The 19,270-nt window shown below is 38.9% G+C and carries 15 protein-coding genes; 8 read left to right on the top strand and 7 right to left on the bottom strand.

The genetic code is table 11. From position 1 onward, the window contains the following. Positions 1-33: 33 nt before the first annotated feature. The 4 genes from A6E06_RS02750 to lrp form a co-directional block, all read right to left on the bottom strand. A complete protein-coding gene (locus A6E06_RS02750; RefSeq protein WP_304362654.1) occupies positions 34-1,386 on the bottom strand; it encodes a replication-associated recombination protein A in 1,353 nt (450 codons plus the stop codon). Positions 1,387-1,399: 13 nt separating this feature from the next. Beyond that, positions 1,400-2,011 (bottom strand): outer membrane lipoprotein chaperone LolA, encoded by a 612-nt coding sequence (lolA, locus tag A6E06_RS02745; protein ID WP_065591525.1) that lies wholly within the window; start codon positions 2,009-2,011, stop codon positions 1,400-1,402. A 42-nt stretch (positions 2,012-2,053) separates the two neighbouring features. Then, positions 2,054-5,311 (bottom strand): DNA translocase FtsK 4TM domain-containing protein, encoded by a 3,258-nt coding sequence (locus A6E06_RS02740; RefSeq protein ID WP_176713269.1) that lies wholly within the window; start codon positions 5,309-5,311, stop codon positions 2,054-2,056. A 262-nt stretch (positions 5,312-5,573) separates the two neighbouring features. Further along, complete coding sequence (lrp, locus tag A6E06_RS02735; protein WP_045101653.1) at positions 5,574-6,065, bottom strand: leucine-responsive transcriptional regulator Lrp; 492 nt, start codon at positions 6,063-6,065, stop codon at positions 5,574-5,576. Positions 6,066-6,221: 156 nt separating this feature from the next. On the opposite strand from lrp, the gene ald reads away from it, so the two are divergent. The 4 genes from ald to cydC all read left to right on the top strand — a co-directional run bounded on the left by ald (position 6,222) and on the right by cydC (position 12,108). Beyond that, the gene (gene ald, locus A6E06_RS02730; protein ID WP_065591523.1) at positions 6,222-7,340 is read left to right on the top strand and encodes an alanine dehydrogenase; all 1,119 of its coding nucleotides are present in this window, start codon (positions 6,222-6,224) and stop codon (positions 7,338-7,340) included. Between the two features lie 154 nt (positions 7,341-7,494). Then, positions 7,495-8,460: a thioredoxin-disulfide reductase gene (gene trxB, locus A6E06_RS02725; protein WP_065591522.1), complete on the top strand. Its 966-nt coding sequence runs from the start codon at positions 7,495-7,497 to the stop codon at positions 8,458-8,460. A gap of 152 nt (positions 8,461-8,612) precedes the next feature. After that, positions 8,613-10,394 carry a cysteine/glutathione ABC transporter permease/ATP-binding protein CydD gene (gene cydD, locus A6E06_RS02720; RefSeq protein WP_065591521.1) on the top strand — a complete coding sequence of 594 codons (1,782 nt, stop codon included), beginning with the start codon at positions 8,613-8,615 and terminating at the stop codon, positions 10,392-10,394. Next, on the top strand, positions 10,387-12,108 hold the full coding sequence (gene cydC / locus A6E06_RS02715; protein ID WP_065591520.1) for a cysteine/glutathione ABC transporter ATP-binding protein/permease CydC: 1,722 nt from the start codon (positions 10,387-10,389) through the stop codon (positions 12,106-12,108). Before cydD ends, cydC begins: the two co-directional genes overlap by 8 nt. A gap of 104 nt (positions 12,109-12,212) precedes the next feature. Here cydC and serC read toward each other — a convergent pair whose 3' ends face one another. Continuing rightward, on the bottom strand, positions 12,213-13,295 hold the full coding sequence (gene serC, locus A6E06_RS02710; RefSeq protein ID WP_065591519.1) for a 3-phosphoserine/phosphohydroxythreonine transaminase: 1,083 nt from the start codon (positions 13,293-13,295) through the stop codon (positions 12,213-12,215). Between the two features lie 209 nt (positions 13,296-13,504). Next, a complete protein-coding gene (locus tag A6E06_RS02705) occupies positions 13,505-14,806 on the bottom strand; it encodes a DUF945 family protein (RefSeq protein ID WP_065591518.1) in 1,302 nt (433 codons plus the stop codon). A gap of 275 nt (positions 14,807-15,081) precedes the next feature. On the opposite strand from A6E06_RS02705, the gene A6E06_RS02700 reads away from it, so the two are divergent. Next, positions 15,082-15,630 carry a hypothetical protein gene (locus A6E06_RS02700; protein WP_176703482.1) on the top strand — a complete coding sequence of 183 codons (549 nt, stop codon included), beginning with the start codon at positions 15,082-15,084 and terminating at the stop codon, positions 15,628-15,630. A gap of 71 nt (positions 15,631-15,701) precedes the next feature. Here A6E06_RS02700 and A6E06_RS02695 read toward each other — a convergent pair whose 3' ends face one another. After that, complete coding sequence (locus tag A6E06_RS02695) at positions 15,702-16,286, bottom strand: TfoX/Sxy family DNA transformation protein (protein WP_065591516.1); 585 nt, start codon at positions 16,284-16,286, stop codon at positions 15,702-15,704. 427 nt (positions 16,287-16,713) lie between these two features. Between A6E06_RS02695 and A6E06_RS02690 the strand changes: the two genes are divergently transcribed. The 3 genes from A6E06_RS02690 (at position 16,714) to A6E06_RS02680 (ending at position 19,248) form a co-directional block, all read left to right on the top strand. Beyond that, on the top strand, positions 16,714-17,640 hold the full coding sequence (locus A6E06_RS02690) for an HDOD domain-containing protein (protein ID WP_065591515.1): 927 nt from the start codon (positions 16,714-16,716) through the stop codon (positions 17,638-17,640). An 89-nt stretch (positions 17,641-17,729) separates the two neighbouring features. Next, positions 17,730-18,629, top strand: coding sequence for a lysine exporter LysO family protein (locus A6E06_RS02685; RefSeq protein WP_065591815.1), 900 nt, complete (start codon positions 17,730-17,732; stop codon positions 18,627-18,629). Positions 18,630-18,735: 106 nt separating this feature from the next. Further along, complete coding sequence (locus A6E06_RS02680; RefSeq protein ID WP_065591514.1) at positions 18,736-19,248, top strand: hypothetical protein; 513 nt, start codon at positions 18,736-18,738, stop codon at positions 19,246-19,248. Positions 19,249-19,270 lie beyond the last annotated feature (22 nt).

The following is a 19,270-nucleotide window of genomic DNA, read 5'->3' as shown; positions in this document are numbered from 1 at the left end:
CTGCGATTTGAATAAGATACCGAAAATGCCCTTTTATTGGTAGCGTTTTAAGGTACTGTTTTGATCTAATTTGGCTAAATACTCTAGCTTTTCGCTAATTTTGGTTTCTAGACCACGTTTTGTTGGAAAGTAGTACTTACGATCCTGCATTTCAGGCGGAAAATAATTCTCTCCTGATGCATACGCGTTAGGTTCGTCATGCGCGTAACGATAGTCAGCGCCATAGCCCATATCTTTCATTAATGACGTTGGTGCATTGCGCAGGTGATTCGGCACATCGTAATCTGGCGAGTTAATCGCATCCATTTGTGCTTGTTTCCATGCCGTATACACTGCATTACTTTTCGGGGCACAGGCTAAATAGACGACCGCTTGAGCTATTGCCCTTTCGCCTTCGGCAGGACCAATTCGAGTAAAACAATCCCATGCATTCAAAGCGACTTCCATTGCTCGCGGGTCAGCATTACCAATATCTTCGGAGGCTATCGCTAGTAAACGACGAACGACATACAGTGGATCGCCACCAGCCGCGATTATACGAGCAGTCCAATACAGTGCTGCATCTGGATTTGAACCACGAATTGATTTATGAACGGCAGAGATTAAGTCATACCACATGTCCCCTTTATTATCGAAACGCGCTAGCTTTTCACCCGCAACTTCCGCTAATAAAGGTAAACCCACCACTTTTTTACCTTCGTGATTTTCTTCTGCCATATCATGCAAAAGCTCAAGGTAATTGAGTGACATACGAGCATCACCTGACACTAAGCCTGCCAGTTGTGACTTCACATCATCAGGAAGTACAAAATTATCATCATTTAAGCCACGATCTTTATCTAAAAGCGCTTGGTCTATTATCTGAACGATATCTTGTTTTTCTAATGATTTTAATTTGTATACTCGCGCTCGCGATAGCAATGCGTTATTGAGCTCAAAAGAAGGATTTTCCGTCGTTGCGCCAATAAAAGTAATCGTGCCATCTTCAATATGCGGTAAAAAAGCATCTTGTTGGCTTTTATTAAAGCGATGGACCTCATCCACAAACAGGATAGTTCTGAGGCCTGTGGTTTGATTCTCTTTCGCTTTTTCGATTGCAGCACGGATGTCTTTTACGCCAGAAGTGACCGCCGATACTCGTTCCACTTCTGCGTTGGTGTAATTAGCAGCCACTTCCGCTAATGTTGTTTTACCGGTACCTGGAGGCCCCCATAAAATCATTGAGTGGATTTGACCAGCTTCTAGCGCACGACGTAGCGGTTTACCAACACCTAATAGATGTTGCTGACCAATGTATTGCTCAATATTTTGAGGGCGCATTCTAGCAGCAAGGGGACGAAAATCGTCCCCTGCTGAAAAATCTAAACTGAAGTTACTCACGTTTATCCTTTATCTATCATTAGCGTTGATCATCAATATCAACACCCGCTGGCACAGTAAAACTAAAATTACTTTGTGCTGGTTTTTTCGCTTCAAATTTCGTAAAGCTAAAGTCACTACGTTGTCCATCTTGCTCTACAACAGAGAAGCCAGTGACACTGCCTGATGACTGTATATTCACAATAAAGTCGCTTTTTACTGCTGAATCAGACTTTGGAGACACCGTAAACGCATCACCGTTTTGTGTCACAGAATAATCATCCCAATCAGAAGACTTATTACGTGTTAATAATACAAATGGGGTCTGTGTCGTCGCTTTTTCAAGTCCCATCAAGGTAACTTGTTCAACAAATGGATTGTAATACCATAGTGTTTCGCCATCAGTGACTAACAAATTCTCATCGGGAGTCTGTGTATGCCAACGAAACAAATTAGGACGTAGAATTTTCACATCCCCTTCGCCTTGCATTAATACATCCCCTTCAGGGCTCACTACTTTTTGAGTAAATACCGCTTCAAAGCCAGCATTTTGATTCAAACGCTCAGTCAATTCACTTTGAGGAGACGCCAACGCTGCTGCGCTAAATACGCCAGAACTTAACAAACACATAGAAACTAAAAACTTTTTCATCAATAATTTTCACTTATCTAAATAGAAATAATGCCAATTCGATTAATCGCCACTGCCTACTGGAGGTGGGGCTATCACTTCACGGTTACCATTATGGCCCGGAGTACTTACGATTCCATGCGCTTCTAATTGCTCAACAATACGAGCGGCACGGTTATAACCAATTCTAAATTGACGTTGAACCCCAGATACTGAGCCTCTTCGAGACGTCGTTACAAACTCAACCACTTGGTCAAACAATTGATCAAGCTCTTCTTCGCTGTCCGATTTTTCTCCCGGCAGTAATGATTCAGCACCTTGTTCACTTTTCGTAATTGCTTCAATGTAATTTGGACGACCTCGTGCTTTCCAGTCATTTACAACCGCATGTACATCATCATCAGATGCAAACGCACCATGAACACGAACCGTATGATTAGAACCCGGAGCTAAGTAAAGCATGTCACCCATACCAAGTAGTGACTCTGCACCACCTTGATCAAGAATGGTTCTAGAATCGACTTTCGTTGATACCGTAAATGCAACACGTGTTGGGATGTTTGCTTTTATCAAGCCAGTAATAACATCAACAGAAGGACGCTGTGTTGCAAGAATTAAGTGAATACCTGCCGCACGGGCTTTTTGAGCCAAACGAGCAATCAACTCTTCTACTTTTTTACCCACCACCATCATTAGATCGGCAAATTCATCAACGATAACAATAATAGAGGGTAATTTTTCTAGCAACGGCGGCATCTCATCCATACTGTCACCCGGTTTCCATAACGGATCATGGATTGGGTGACCTGCTGCTGCTGCCATTTTTAACTTATCATTAAAGCCTTGCAGGTTACGAACCCCTAACGCTGACATTAATTTATAACGACGTTCCATTTCACCAACACACCAACGCAATGCATTACCCGCATCTTTCATGTCAGTTACAACTTCAGTTAATAGATGTGGGATTCCTTCATAGATAGAAAGTTCCAACATTTTTGGATCGATCATGATAAAACGTACATCTTCTGGGGTCGCTTTATACAACACACTCAAAATCATGACGTTTACACCAACCGATTTACCAGAACCCGTCGTACCAGCAACTAATACATGAGGCATTTTAGCTAAATCAGCAATAACCGCTTCACCAGCAATATCAAGCCCCATCACTACCGTGGTTGGCGATTTAGCATTTTGAAATATTTCACTGCCAACAACGTCAGAGAAGAAAACAGTTTGACGATTAAAGTTAGGAAGCTCTAAACCTACATAAGGTTTACCCGGAATAACTTCAACAACACGTACCGCCATTGCCGATAAAGAACGCGCTAAATCGGTTGCAAGGCCTGAGATACGGCTAACTTTAACACCCGGCGCTAAATCCAATTCAAAACGAGTGATTACAGGACCAGGGAAAATATCTACCACGCGAGCTTTGATCTTATAATCAGCTAATTTTGCTTCAACTAAGCGAGCAGTATGCTCTAGTGATTCACGAGATTCCATTTCAGCGCGAGTGTTTGGAGAATACAATAGCTCCAGAGTCGGCATTGGTGACGTTGGTTTTGGTAAATTAGGTTCAGAGTTAACTAAAAATGGATTTTGCAATGCCGCTTGTGTCGCTTTCTCTTTTGCGACTAACGCTTGGAATGCCGCTATATCTGCATCTGAATGCGTTGGTTCATCTTCTGCAAAAACCTCTTCAATCACAACCTCACGGTTGAAAGGTATCTCTTTTATATCTTGAGCTGTTTCATCATCCTCAAAAGAAACGTCAACCGCACTCATGTGTAACTCTTCGGCATCTGCAAGTTCAACGGTTTCTTCAATGGCATTAAACGTTGGTAATATAGGCTCTTCTGTCGATTGAATTGCCATTTCTTGTTCTGAGCTCTCTGTTAATGACTCAAGCTCTGGAGATAAATACGCTTTTTCCTCATCACCAATTGAAGGCAAGGTATCTTCAGATAAAATATCAGAACCTAGGTCTTCATACTGGTCATTTTGTTGTTCATTATATTGCGCACTTAGTGATTCAAGATTCTGAGCCTCTAATGTGGTCTCTGAAGGCGCTTCAAATTCAGGTAAATCAATAATACCAATATCTTCAGCACCTACTGCGACTGTGGCAATAGTGGAGGTATGAACAAAAGCTTGTTCTGCATCAATTTGGTTCAATAACGGGTCTTGGTCCAATGCTTCTGTATCTAACTCTGAAATTGTTGCATTGCTACGCATCGCCAAATCAAGGCCATCTTCTAATTCTTCAGGTTCATCTATTTCTTTAAGTAATTCAGAAACCGTTGGTTTGTTAATCACCTCAGATTGGTCTCGTATTTCTACTAGCGGATCTTCTTGTATAGGTGCAAATTTATTTAATTGAGGTTCTGTCACTTGCGGTTCAACAGTATCTAGACTAGACATTGAAAACAAAGGATCATTATCATAATGCTCATTCACTTCAAACGTATTAATGTGACTTTCTTTCGCTGCATTTGGCGAATTAGCAAACATTGACAGTTCACGAGAAGAAATTTTTGGCGTTGCAAACGGGTCGACATCTATATCTACCGCGATATCTTGATGCTCACTTACAACCGTTTCAAAAGAAGTCGCCGGATCACTAGAGACACTTTTATGTTCTACTTGGTATGTTTCATCTTCTGTTTTTCTGAGTTTATTAACTAATTTTCTGACTGTTTCTAAAGTAAAGTCACCCAAATTATCAACAATTGTCAGCCAAGATACCCCAGTAAAAAGCGTAAATCCTGCGCCCCATAAAAACATAAAGATAAGTGTTGAGCCCAGTAAATTCAAAACAGGTGTTGTAATGCTAGTGAGTACATCACCAACAACCCCACCAGATGAGAAGTACCAAAGATCATCGAAATTAATATCAGCCAAGGCGCAGCTTGTTAGGAATAAGATTAACAAACCAAGAATACGTGTCCCAATCATCATCAAATCAAGTTCTTTATCTTGGTCTTCGTCTTTTTTACGAAAAGCAATCCATGTACAACCTAGAAGAACCACGGGTAATAAATAAGCCAATGAACCAAAAACAAAGAAAAGAGTATCGGCTATCCATGCACCAAAAGAACCTCCTGCGTTTTGGACGGTTCCAGCCCAAGAGGTTTGTGTCCATGATGGATCGGCAGGATCAAAGCTAAATATAGACATAGTAATGAAAATAGTGGCAAGTAAACCAACAATAAACAATGCCTCTTGCAAACGTTGATTACCATTCAGTCGTGCCTTCTCTGGCTCTGCAACCGATTCTACTTTTAATGTTGTTAGCTGCATCTTTCGTTCAGCCATTTTTTCTTTAATCTTTGTAAACAAAATACTATCCAATATTACAGTGCTTAGATTTAGTCATCCCTCTTAATATGAATGCATTTGAAGAGAAAAGAAGTAAGGATCACTAAATTTATGAAAATTAAAAACAAGTCGAGCGGCATAACGCCGCTCGTCAATGCTCAAATGCGTATTATAGATAGAATATACCTAATAGCCTTTAAGCTCTTCAAGGTTTTGTAAATTAAAGAATGAAAATTCTCTAATTTAAACCTTTATCCAATTAGCGAGTTTTAATCACTAAATGATTGGTCTGTTTTACTTCTTCCATTACGACATATGTACGAGTGTCATTAACTCCAGGAAGACGTAGTAGTGTATCACCAAGTAATCGGCGATAAGCACTCATATCTGATACCCGTGTCTTTAAAAGATAATCAAAATCACCTGAAACAAGGTGACACTCTTGAATATCGTCTAATAGTTGTACCGCTGTATTAAATTGCTCAAATACATCTGGCGCACCACGATTAAGAGTGATCTCAACAAAAACGAGGAGTGATGCATCAAGATATTGCGGATTCAACAAGGCAGTATAGCCATTGATGTACCCTTGACGTTCTAAACGACGAACACGTTCTAAACATGGAGTTGGCGATAAGCCTACTCTTTTAGATAATTCAACATTCGAAATTCGTCCGTCTTTTTGGAGCTCATTCAAAATATTGCGATCGATACGATCCAGTTCCTTGGATGGTTTCTTATTATCTACCATTTTTTATTCCACCTTATTACTTCCTTGCAAAAAAATATACTACAACTTTTTAATATTTAGCATCAAATTTTGCCAATTACAATCTATACTAGATAAAAATTCGAAACAAAAACCCTACAAGCAGTCAAAATAACTATAACATAGAAGGAAATCAGGATGATCATTGGAGTACCTAAAGAAATAAAGAATCACGAATACCGCGTTGGTATGATCCCAGCAAGCGTTCGAGAATTAATATCTCATGGCCATAACGTTTTTGTCGAAACAAAAGCGGGTTCAGGCATTGGTTTTACCGACGATGATTATATCGCGGTAGGCGCATCCATTCTTCCTACAGCTAAAGACGTTTTTGCTCAAGCTGATATGATTGTTAAAGTTAAAGAGCCGCAAGCAGTTGAGCGTGCAATGCTCCGTGAAGGGCAAATTTTATTCACGTATTTACATCTTGCACCAGATTTTCCACAAACAGAAGACCTAATCAAGAGTAAAGCTGTCTGCATCGCATATGAGACTGTAACAGATTATATGGGTCGTCTGCCACTATTAGCACCAATGTCTGAAGTTGCAGGCCGTATGTCTATACAAGCAGGCGCTCAAACTCTTGAAAAATCAAACGGGGGTCGTGGCTTACTTCTTGGTGGTGTACCCGGTGTTGAACCGGCAAAAGTCGTTATTGTTGGTGGTGGTGTTGTTGGTGCTAATGCTGCTCGTATGGCTGTTGGCATGCGAGCCGACGTCACTATTTTAGACCGTAACCTCGATACTCTACGATCTCTTGATGAAGAATTTCAAGGCCGTGCAAAAGTCGTTTATTCAACGGTAGATGCGATAGAAAAACATGTATTAGAAGCAGACCTTGTTATTGGCGCCGTTCTTATTCCGGGTGCCGCTGCACCTAAACTCGTTACCGCTGACCACATTAAACGCATGAAACCAGGCGCTGCCGTTGTTGATGTTGCCATCGACCAAGGCGGTTGTTTTGAAACCTCTCATGCAACAACACACGCTGACCCTACTTACATCGTCGATGACGTGGTTCACTACTGTGTCGCTAATATGCCCGGTGCGGTTGCTCGTACATCTACTTTTGCTCTTAATAATGCAACACTACCGTACATTATTAAATTGGCCGATAAAGGCTATAAAGCTGCACTTCTTGAAGACAACGGTTTTCTTGGTGGCTTAAATGTGATTCACGGAAAAGTAACGTGCAAAGAAGTCGCAGAAAGCTTTGATTTAGAATATGTTGCTCCAGAAACTGCACTAAGCGCGTAAAATACATATCCTATAACAAAATCATTTGAGGGCACCCATTGCGGTGCCCTTTCTTTACGTTAATAAATTCCCTACAATCATCCCATACTAAGGATGACGAACGCTTCTTGTTCCCACCCTACTTCTGTTTTTTTGATTTTAGCTCGGAGATCCTATGAGCAACGTTAAGCATTCTAAATTATTGATCCTTGGTTCAGGTCCTGCTGGATATACTGCTGCCGTGTATGCTGCACGAGCAAATTTAAATCCAGTGATGATCACTGGTATGCAGCAAGGTGGACAATTAACAACGACAACTGACGTTGAAAACTGGCCTGGCGGCGCTGCAGATATGACAGGCCCTGGCTTAATGGAAGAAATGAAAGCACACGCTGAACGCTTCAATACTGAAATGATTTTTGACCATATCAATGAAACTGATTTCAGCCAGCGTCCTTTCCGCTTAAAAGGCGACTCTGCGGAATATACTTGTGATGCGTTAATCATTTCTACCGGCGCTTCTGCAAAATACTTAGGTTTAGAATCTGAAGAAGCATTTAAAGGCCGTGGCGTTTCTGCTTGTGCTACCTGTGATGGTTTCTTTTATCGTAATCAAAAAGTAGCGGTTGTTGGTGGTGGTAATACTGCTGTTGAAGAAGCATTGTATTTATCAAACATCGCGGCTGAAGTGCATTTGATTCACCGTCGTGACACCTTCCGTTCTGAAAAAATCCTAATTGACCGTTTAATGGATAAAGTTGAAAACGGCAATATCATCCTTCATACCGACCGTACGCTAGATGAAGTACTAGGTGATGAAATGGGTGTTACCGGTGTTCGATTAAAAGACACAAAATCTGATGCGACTGAAGATTTAGAAGTAATGGGCGCATTCATTGCTATTGGACACCAACCAAATACGGCAATCTTCAATGATCAACTTGATATGGAAAATGGTTATATCAAAGTAAAATCGGGACTGGAAGGTAATGCTACTCAAACAAGTATTGAGGGTATTTTTGCCGCAGGTGATGTAATGGACCACAATTATCGTCAAGCAATCACCTCTGCGGGCACGGGTTGTATGGCTGCATTAGATGCTGAACGCTTTTTAGATGCGTTAGAAGCAAAAGAAAGTTAAACTGTCTGTCGTTAACGTTAAACCCGAGGTCAGCCTTCGGGTTTCTTTTGCTCATCTTATTTTGTTGATGTGCCTATGATTTCTTATATTCTGATAATAAAAAGAGAAACTCTAGTGCGTGCAAAATAATACAAAACGTAAGCCTTCATATTATGGATAAAAAACAACAACGCGAGTTAGGACAATGGCTCAAGAGTCAAAGTAAGCTTGCAAAAAAATGGCTAACCCTTTCTATTGGGCTTGGTTTCCTTTCTAGTATTTTCCTTATTATACAAGCGGCATTGCTTGCTGATATCTTGCATCAATTAATTATTGAGCAAGTTGATAAATACGATCTTCTTTCGCATTTCATTGCCATTTTCGTTATTGTCGGGATCCGAGCTGCTTGCAGTTGGGGCCGTGAAATTGCAGGCTATCGATGCGGTGAGCATATCCGTATTCATATACGCCAATTAATATTAAATAAACTCCAAGAATTAGGCCCTGCTTACATTAAAGGCAAGCCAGCCGGTACTTGGGCAACCTTGTTATTAGAACAAGTTGAAGATATGCAGGATTTCTTTTCTCGCTATCTGCCCCAAATGTCACTATCCGTATTAATTCCATTTGTCATTCTTATCGTTGTGTTCCCTCAAAACTGGGCAGCAGGTTTAGTATTTTTACTTACCGCACCGTTAGTGCCATTGTTCATGGCACTAGTAGGAATGGGAGCCGCTGATGCTAACCGTCGTAATTTTAAAGCATTGCAACGTTTATCTGGCCACTTCTATGACCGTTTACAATCAATGACCACCATTCGTTTATTTAATAAAACGGCACAAGAAACAGAACATCTTCATGGCGCTTCAGAGATTTTCCGTAAGCGTACAATGGAAGTTTTGCGATTGGCTTTCCTATCCTCTGCAGTATTGGAATTCTTCACTTCGATCTCAATTGCTATTGTTGCTGTGTATTTTGGTTTTACTTTTATCGGTGAGCTTGATTTTGGTCATTACGGTACAACAGTAACGCTATTTACTGGTTTATTTATCCTTATTTTAGCGCCTGAGTTTTATCAACCATTACGTGATTTAGGTACTTTTTACCACGCAAAGGCTCAAGCCGTTGGTGCTGCTGAATCTATTGTTGAGTTCTTAGCTATTGATAGCAACACTCAAGACAATGATAAAGTTCAAAGTCAAAAAGTATCTCAATCCACCACGCTTGATATTGAAGTCACCGACCTCATCGTGACAAGCCATGATGGCAAAACATTACTTGGACCAGTTAGTTTTCATCTTCACGAAGGTTCCCAAACCGCACTGGTTGGGCCTAGTGGTGCAGGTAAAACCAGTTTAATTAATGCCATTCTTGGTTTTTTACCTTATCAAGGCAGCATTAAGATCAATGGCTCTGAACTCTCTGAGTTAGATAAAAAACTCTGGTATCAAGATATCAATTGGGTTGGACAAAACCCAACATTGGTTCATGGAACCATTGAAGAGAATATAACTCTTGGCAAACAAGGGATATCTCAAGAACAATTAAAGTTAGTTAGCCAACAAGCCTTTGCTAATGAGTTTATTGATGAACTGGGTTATCAACACCAAGTGTCTGATCGTTCTGGCGGACTGTCCGTAGGGCAAGCACAGCGATTGGCGTTAGCAAGAGCATTATTGCAGCAAGGTCGCTTGTGGATCTTAGATGAACCAACAGCCAGCCTAGATGCAAAAAGTGAACGTCTGGTAATGAAAAGCCTTAATGAAGCAACTCAAGGTCTAACGACATTAATGATCAGTCATCGCTTGGATCAACTCCATGCTATGGATACGATTCTTGTTATGGACAAAGGCCAAGTCGTTCAGTCTGGTTCGTTTGAAGAAATTAAAGACTCTGGTTTATTTTCAACCATGCTGACTGCAAAACAACCAAAGCAAGGTGATCTTGATGCGTGATTTATTACCGTATATTAAATTATATAAGAAACATTGGTTTGGCTTAACATTAGGCATGATATTAAGCTTCGCAACCTTGTTTGCTTCTATTGGATTACTGACCATTTCTGGTTGGTTTATTTCAGCCTCTGCCATTGCTGGATTAACAATAGCGCGAGAAACCTTTAACTACATGCTTCCCGCGGGTGCGGTACGAGGTTTTTCTATTGGCCGTACTGCTGGACGATGGGGAGAGCGTGTTGTAAGTCATAACGCAACATTTAAGCTATTAACTGAACTGCGTATTTTCTTCTTTAAAAAGTTAATACCGTTAATCCCTGGACGTTTTTCAAAACTGCGTGACGCCGATTTATTAAACCGTCTTGTCGCTGATGTTGATGCAATGGACCACGTATATTTACGTCTTATCAGCCCAATAATTGTTGGTACATTAGGCATTATCGGATTAACCGCTTTCCTTGCGTGGTTTGACGTCGCAGTTGGTTTAACGCTTGGTGCAATTTTATTTTCTCTATTATTAATTTGGCCTACGCTTTTCTATAAGCTTGGTAAAAAAAATGGTGCTGAATTAACTCAAAATAAAGCCACTTTACGCATAAAAACATTAGATTGGTTACAAGGTAATGCTGAACTACGTATCTTTGGTGCAGAAGAACAATACCAACAGCGTATTCTTGATGCTCAAGTAGCCCTACTTTCCAATCAACGCCACATGGCAACATTAACAGGTTTAGCTAATGGCTTACTATTGTTGGCTAACGGTTGGACATTACTATTAATGTTATGGATTTCTGCCGATGGCATTGCAGGAATGACCCCCGACCCAATGGTCGCTATGGTTGCTTTTGCCACAATGGCAAGTTTTGAGTTATTAATGCCTATTGCAGGTGCTTTCCAGTATCTCGGTCAAACATTAAGCTCAGCTCGTCGCTTAAATGAAATCATTACCGCAGAACCTGATACTCTCTTTGATGAAAACGGAGTGACTCAAGAGGTAAAAGGTAACCTAACAATTTCAGATGTTAGCTACCAATACATGGACGCAGAAACTGATGCCGTAAAGCATATTTCATTAGATTTAGTGGCTGGTCAAAAAATGGCGATCGTTGGGCAAACTGGCTCGGGTAAATCCACATTACTGCAACTTATTACTCGCCAATGGGACCCAAAATCAGGAACAATTTCTATTGATGGCGTTCAATTACCAAAATGGAAAGAATCAAGCTTACGTAGTTCAATGTCTGTTGTTAGCCAGCGAGTCGATATACTTAATGGGTCTTTGCGCGATAACTTGAAGCTTGCAAATGATTCAGCCTCCGATGACGTATTAACCCAAATACTTGAGAAAGTAGGCTTACATGATCTCCTCGCTGATGACGGATTAAGTGCATGGCTTGGCGATGGTGGACGCCAACTTTCTGGTGGTGAACGTCGCCGAATAGGTATTGCTAGAGCTCTACTACACGATGCCCCTATTGTTTTATTAGATGAACCCACTGAAGGGTTAGATCAAAAAACAGAACAACAGATCATGTCGGTATTGAATGAACATATTCAAAACAAAACCGTGGTATTTATTACTCATCGCTTAGTAAATTTAGAAGCAATGGATCAAATCTGTTTGATGGACCATGGTGAAATTGTAGAGCAAGGTACGCACGAAGAATTACTTGCGGTGAATGGTGCTTACCATCAATTATGGCAACGTTTTTAATCAATAATCAGCCTAAATAAAATCTTATTTAGATTGATATAAAAAAGCCGATACTGTTTATTCAGTATCGGCTTTTTAGTCTTCGTTTATCGACAAATATAAGGTTACGCGTATTGCGCTTCAAATGCTTTCATAAAATCAACTAGCGCTTGAACACCTTCTAGTGGCATTGCATTATAGATAGACGCTCGCATCCCACCCACAACTCGATGTCCTTTCAATGCTTTTAAACCCGCTTCATCTGCTAATGTAAGAAACTGAGCATCTAGCTCTGAATTCGCTAATTGGAATGGAACATTCATTAAAGAGCGGTTATTCGTATGAACCTCGTTACGATAAAAATCAGACTGATCGATATAATCGTATAGTGCAGACGCTTTCTTGCGATTACGCGCCTCCATCGCTTCAATACCACCATTTAGTTTTAACCACTTAAAAACTAAACCCGCTAAATACCAAGCATACGTAGGGGGAGTATTAAACATCGACTCTTGATTTGCTAACACACCATAGCTTAATACACTTGGAAGTGCTTCAGCAGCGAGATCGAGTAAATCATCACGTACAATAACAATCGTTAACCCTGCTGGACCAATGTTCTTTTGGGCACCAGCATAAATAACGCCATATTTAGATACGTCAATTTGACGAGACAAAATCGTCGAAGACATATCTGCAACAATAGGTTTATCTGTTACTGGTAAATCATTAATTTCAATACCATCAATGGTTTCATTTGGACAAAAATGTACATAAGCAGCATCGTCACTCAATGGCCATTCTGAAGCGGGTTTTACCGCTCGCTTGCCATCAAGCTCAGTAATTGCATCAATAACATTTGGTTGGCAATATTTTTTTGCTTCAGTCACTGAGCTTTGAGCCCAATAACCCGCATCAATATAATCAGCCTTAGTATTATTGCCCAATAAATTTAATGGTACTGCAGCAAATTGAGCACGAGCACCACCTTGGCAAAACAACACTTTATAATTATCTGGAATCGATAATAAATCACGTAAATCTTGTTCAGATTCCTCCGCAACTTTAATAAATTCTTTACTACGGTGGCTAATCTCCATTACGGATGTGCCTAAACCGTTCCAATTCACCAATTCCTTTTGAGCTTGGGCTAGAACGTCTGCTGGCAGCATTGCTGGACCAGCACAAAAGTTAAATACTTTTTCCATGTTTCTCAAAGGCTCCTGCTATTTATAAAAATCAATCATATCAACCTAGATAAATCACTGATTAAATATCTATCTAGGTTGCTATCAGTAAATATTGTGTAGAAATTAATACCACCTTTTCTCTTACAAATAAATCAGAAAGTGATCTAATTCACTAAATAAAAAAATAGCTCACCTTAGTGAGCTATTTTAACTTAATGTGTCCGGTATTAACCTAGGTAACTTAAAAAACCTAGTAACATAAATAGCGGCATTTTCTGTCCATTAAGTAATTCAATTTGTCCATCAGCAATCTTAGCCGACAAGCGGTAATTATCACCATCTTCTACGGCAAACTCATTGACTAATAGCTCATCCATTTGCATACGAAGTTCTGGTGTTTCATCAACTAATTTTTTCGCTATAACTAATTCACTGTTACCTTGTAAGGTTTGAATTAATTTATCTGCATTTTGTGACGCTCTTGCTGTTCCAGCAGGTAATGTCATCAGCACTTTACTATCAATTTTACTGCCTAACACATTTGCACTGAATTTATTAATATTCAATGAAAAACCTTTTGCTGCCAACAAATCAAACGACAGCATTAATTGCTCCATGTTTTCATTTGTTAACTCTTGCTCTTGAAGCAAAGGAACTAGTTTAATAAGTGCGTCATAATTTAAATCTTCAAAGCTAATATCAAAAACACCATCTTTTAACACACCAGAACTTGTTATTACTTCTGCAAGTTCAACCGTATTTTTAGATGAAAGCGTATTTTCTTCCGCTTTATCTTTTACTTCATTAATGTGGTTAGTACTTGTGTATTTGAACCCTTTAACTTCATTATTAAGTTGGCTCTCACTGTCTTTCAATACTAAATTACCAAAACCAACAATTGCCTCTCCAATAAAGATATCATCAGTATAATGTCCAACACTTTGGCCTGATACTTTATCAATAACCATTTCAGACTGGTTATCTAGACGTAATTCTGCTTTAGGTAACTGATAAGACAATCTAAACTGCCCATCTTTTTCTACTGTCGCCGAAACTTGGCTTGCCGCTAAAAATAGCTTTTCTACGCCTTGAGCTTTTAAGTCTTCTGTTACAAAATCAGTATCCTTACTGGTCAACAATAAATTCGTCGTGCCCGTTAATTGACTTTCTGTTGTTAAGGTTAACCCTTTAACAAATTCTGATATTTCTTCGGTACTACTAAATGTTGAAGTAGAAGAAATAGAAAATAAACCATGAGAAATATCGTGATCTACAATAAGTTCTGTTGGGTAACCCGCTTGTTTAAGCTCAGCACTCAAACCTTTATCAATAACATGAATGCGGCTCTCTGCGGTAGAACTTAAATAACCACGATCATAAGAAACCGATTCAACCTCAATAATAGAATTACTGTATGATGCAATTCCATCTTTAAAAATAGCTTCGCCTATCTTCCCTGTAGCAAATGGCCAACAAGCTACAACGGCAATTGCACCACCAATAGCAGCATATTTTCTTAATTCATTCATTTCATTATCCATTATTAACGATTTAAATCAGTTTACCTAAGACAGTAAGATCAATACAACTCTATTTATAAGATAAACGAACTTTAAACCAATACAATAACTTAACTTGGCTTATATTTTGCTTAATAAAAAAGATATAAATTGCACGCTAATTTTTTGACTAATAGTTGCTGCTCCAAATTTTGTAGACTCCCTTCTAGCAAAAATACACATTTCTGTTAGAATTTAAGCATATTTTGGTACAGCACTCAATTTGATAGGTTTCAAATATCATGATCCGTAAGACACTTTTAGCTTCAAGCCTAATGTTTATTTCAACAGCATCAATGGCTGCAGATAATGATTCAAATAATGCCATCATGAGCAACTTCAGCTATGACTATGTTGAAGCTCGCATTGGCTTCAGCCCTTCAACATTTGGTGCTGGATTTAGTACATCAATCCACCCTAATGCTCACGCTATTGTTTCTGTTGATTCAGAATTGGATGGTGACTACGATTTAGCGGCTGGTCTAGGCTTTCATGCTCCAGTAAATAACTGGGCTGACATTACTGGTGAAATGCTAGTTCGTGTTGTTGATGATAACAAACACTACAAAAATGACACTGGTATGGAACTTAACTTAGGCGTGCGTCAATGGTTAGGTCCTCAGCTAGAAGTTGGTGGTAAAGTGGGTTACTTATCTATTGAAGATAATGACGACACACTTTTCTCTGTTTACGGTCGATTCCACTCAACAGAGTTGTTCTCTATCGGTGCTGAAGGCCGTTTTAACGGTATCTATGGCGACCAACTACTATTAACTGCTCGCTTTAAATACTAATTAGATTTAGTAAAAAAAAACCTCGTTATACCTTAGACAACTCAAGGAATAACGAGGTTTTTTTATTTACTCTACACTTGTTGAAGTAAGGCTCTTTTCATTGGTTCTTGTAATAACGTCCAATGAACACCTGACTCCGCTCCTGCAAATTTCCACAGAAGTTTCACATCAACATCACCGCCATAGGTAGTATTTACTTTTTTAAATACATCAACAGCCCCGATCTCTAGAAAAGAATCGACATCCGGAACTCCCGCTTTCTTTACCATTCTCTCTAATGTTAATTGCATATTTGGCAAATCACGTAATCGACGATTCTCTTTTGATTTTTTAAATTCTCGTTCTACACGTGAATTTTCCATCACATCTTTAATGATATCGCTCAATAACGTTGGTTGCTTCTCAAATAACTCACTGATGTCGAAATAATTAACGGTCGCGATTGTCGTTTTTTTCACGTGCTTATAGCGTTCGCATCCTAATTTTTCAAACTGTTGATCGACGAATCTACCACCTCGAACGTATAATCGTCCCTCAGTAACTAATGAAAACATCGCATCTTCAGTAAATAAACCGACGCCACCAAACATAGAGCGTTTGTTAAATTTACCTAGTTTTTTTACAAAATTAAAAAAGCGTTCCTCTAAATGGTTCATCTTGATCTCCTTGATCTTAAACTTACGACCCCCGTCCCTGTCAGAAAATTGACATCAAGCAATTGAATATTAAACACACAATAAATAAGTTTCTAGCCTTTTTACATTAACTCCTGAATCTACAACCTTTTTCTTAAGTTCGATCACACCTTTAAGTATTGTTTTATGTAACGAACGAAGTTTTTCTTCAGGTTTCTATCACATTATAGTCTCACAAACTCACTCATTGATTTATTGACCACGCTCACAAGAATCATTTAGCACACCAATAATTTGACTCTTATTTATCTATCCGTAATAACTTTTTTGACGATTATGGTTAAAAAATCGTATTTTTTCCGAAAATGATCTCATTTTTTTGACTTTTTTCTTAGAAAATAGAAAAACGCTGTATGATTAATGCATTATTTAAAAGTATGAATTAACAATGAATCATTTATCGTTCTTTTGGCTATCCCACGATAAAGACAAAGTACTGGCTGCATTAAGAACTGAATTTAGCCAATTAACTTCGAAAAGCATCTCATCTGGCAAGATTCAATTGCCTCCTATCCCTGATGTGGTACTTAAAATTCAGAAGTTATGTACTCTTGAAGGCACTATAATCAAAGATATCTCAGATACTTTATTAGAAGACCCTAGCCTAACTGCTATTGTTATACGAATGGCAAACTCCGTTGTATTTAATCGTAGGAACATAACTTGCACTGATGTACTTACTGCGGTTTCCCGATTAGGGATTTTCCGTGTTCGAGATATAGTAACTGCTCAAGCAATTGAACAACTAAAGCATTCAAGTAACTTAAACAAGGAGTGCAATACACTTCTTCGTAAAAGTGCGGCAAAGTCACGTGAATTCGCAGCCGTTATGACAATGATCTGTGAAGAGTTAATTGTAGAATGTCAGGATAACTCACTCGATTACCTTGAACCAGAAAAGGCATTATTAACAGGGTTACTTGCAGACATAGGCCTTTTTTGCCTTATTAAAGAATATTATGATTATCTTGAAAAAGGTAATTACCTTGATCTCGAATTAGCCACCTATATCTTTAATCATGAATGTAATGCAACAAGCTACCATGTGTTAAATCAATGGCAATTTGATGTGGATTTCTTAGCCGTTGCAAAGAATGAACACACATATAGAAATACTGACAATCCAATTGATTATTTAAATATTGCACGTATCGCTAGTCACCTTTTAATGTTTAGAAATAAAGACGATGCGATTGATGAACATGACATAGAAATTACACTTGAAGGTGCTGGAGCTCTCTATACATTGACTAATTTGTCTAATAGCCAATTTAACAATCGTATTAAAGGCACACTCAGAAGTAGTGGTCTGTAATTTAATTACAGTAAAACGAATAACTTATATTGATGTCATTCCTAAGCCTTGATATTCTCTGGGTCTTCTTCATGGATGAGGTTTACATCATGCTTTCTGGAATGTTATTTGTTTTTTTACCGCTACTTTTTGGCTACTTAATTCCACTTCATTCTCAAAAGCCTCTTCAACATATCAATGCGGCAACGAGTCATTTGGTTACCATTATTCTTGCGCTAATGGGACTAAGCCTCGCAGCCCTAGATAATCTCGCTCAAAATTTAAATCAGATCGTAACTATCACTGCGGTTTTCTTTATTTCAATTAGTGTATGTAACTTATCGGTTCTTCCTATTATCGATAAACTTTTCCCTCTAAATTCAGAAGGAAACAAAAATACACTGCCTCTGTTTAAAATGATCTTAGAGTCGGCAAAATTATTACTTGCCGTGGCTGCTGGCCTCGCTTTTGGTTTACTTAGTGGGATAGACCTCACTTGGGTTGAAAGCGCTAGCGAAATTATTCTATTAGCTCTTCTTTTTCTTATTGGTATTCAATTACGAAACAGTGGATTGTCCCTGCGCCAAATCCTTCTAAATAAGCATGGAATAATAATTGCGGGTGTTATTTTATCGACATCATTAATTGGCGGGCTTATTGCTGCCCTATTTTTAGATATCCCTCTTAATCATGGTTTGGCAATGGCCTCTGGATTTGGTTGGTATTCCCTTGCAGGGATCTTAATGGGCGACGCTCTTGGTCCTGTTTATGGCGGCGCTGCTTTTTTAAACGAATTAATGCGTGAACTGGTTGCTCTTTTATTAATCCCAACCCTTATTCACCGTTACCCAGTGACCTCTATAGGCTATGCTGGCGCAACAGCGATGGATTTTACATTACCCGTAATTCAAAACTGTGGCGGTATTCGTTGTGTTCCGATCGCGATAGTTAGTGGTTTTATTTTAAGTTTGTTGGTTCCTTTTTTAATGCTCTTTTTTGTATCCTTATAATACGATAAAAGGGGAAACATCACATTGTGAGTTGTTTCAATTGCATTTAGTTATCTGATGCCTACAATCACATTCAATAATAATGATTCATTCCTAAGGATTTGTAATGAAACTAGCTGCCCTTCTTTTGCCTTTCACTTTGTTCACAGCGTCTGCTCACGCCGCAAATACAGAGTGCTTAAGCAATCAATATAGCCAATACGTTGATGCTTCTTTAACATGGTATAAAGAACTAATTTCTATTACAGTTAAAAAAGATCCAAATTTAAAAAGTGTTGGTAATTGGTTTTTAGAAGGGCGTAAACATCATTTTGAATTTAACCGTGCCGCTGTAGATTTCTACCTTAAAAACGACCCATCAAAAGTAAAAACGAACCAATCTATTGAATCGTGGTTACAGTTAGACCAAAAAGAAATAAAAACACTCGCTTCAAATAATGATGCCTTAGGAAAAGTAGCAAAAGTGACTTTTGATGATCGCCAATCTCAACCTCACAAACAAAATTATGAACTACGTTCAGCATTCGCAGATATTTTAAGTCATCCAAAAGAAATTGATGCTCCATTAAATGCATATAATCAAAAGATGAGTGGAATTAGCGAAATAAACTGCCTGTAAGCTGTCTGATATTTAACCAGCC

Source organism: Aliivibrio sp. 1S175 (assembly GCF_001690985.1).
Classification (GTDB): Bacteria; Pseudomonadota; Gammaproteobacteria; order Enterobacterales; family Vibrionaceae; genus Aliivibrio.
The sequence above is the reverse complement of the archived record's forward strand: the minus strand, read 5'-3'. Positions and strand labels throughout refer to the sequence as shown.

What these genes read in the sequence shown, in the direction of transcription:
- ald (WP_065591523.1), top strand. Translation starts at nt 6,222, where the DNA reads ATGATCATTGGAGTACCTAAAGAAATAAAGAATCACGAATACCGCGTT.
- lrp (WP_045101653.1), bottom strand. Translation starts at nt 6,065, where the DNA reads ATGGTAGATAATAAGAAACCATCCAAGGAACTGGATCGTATCGATCGC.
- cydC (WP_065591520.1), top strand. Translation starts at nt 10,387, where the DNA reads ATGCGTGATTTATTACCGTATATTAAATTATATAAGAAACATTGGTTT.
- A6E06_RS02740 (WP_176713269.1), bottom strand. Translation starts at nt 5,311, where the DNA reads ATGGCTGAACGAAAGATGCAGCTAACAACATTAAAAGTAGAATCGGTT.
- A6E06_RS02695 (WP_065591516.1), bottom strand. Translation starts at nt 16,286, where the DNA reads ATGAACCATTTAGAGGAACGCTTTTTTAATTTTGTAAAAAAACTAGGT.
- cydD (WP_065591521.1), top strand. Translation starts at nt 8,613, where the DNA reads ATGGATAAAAAACAACAACGCGAGTTAGGACAATGGCTCAAGAGTCAA.
- serC (WP_065591519.1), bottom strand. Translation starts at nt 13,295, where the DNA reads ATGGAAAAAGTATTTAACTTTTGTGCTGGTCCAGCAATGCTGCCAGCA.
- trxB (WP_065591522.1), top strand. Translation starts at nt 7,495, where the DNA reads ATGAGCAACGTTAAGCATTCTAAATTATTGATCCTTGGTTCAGGTCCT.
- lolA (WP_065591525.1), bottom strand. Translation starts at nt 2,011, where the DNA reads ATGAAAAAGTTTTTAGTTTCTATGTGTTTGTTAAGTTCTGGCGTATTT.
- A6E06_RS02680 (WP_065591514.1), top strand. Translation starts at nt 18,736, where the DNA reads ATGAAACTAGCTGCCCTTCTTTTGCCTTTCACTTTGTTCACAGCGTCT.
- A6E06_RS02690 (WP_065591515.1), top strand. Translation starts at nt 16,714, where the DNA reads ATGAATCATTTATCGTTCTTTTGGCTATCCCACGATAAAGACAAAGTA.
- A6E06_RS02685 (WP_065591815.1), top strand. Translation starts at nt 17,730, where the DNA reads ATGCTTTCTGGAATGTTATTTGTTTTTTTACCGCTACTTTTTGGCTAC.
- A6E06_RS02705 (WP_065591518.1), bottom strand. Translation starts at nt 14,806, where the DNA reads ATGAATGAATTAAGAAAATATGCTGCTATTGGTGGTGCAATTGCCGTT.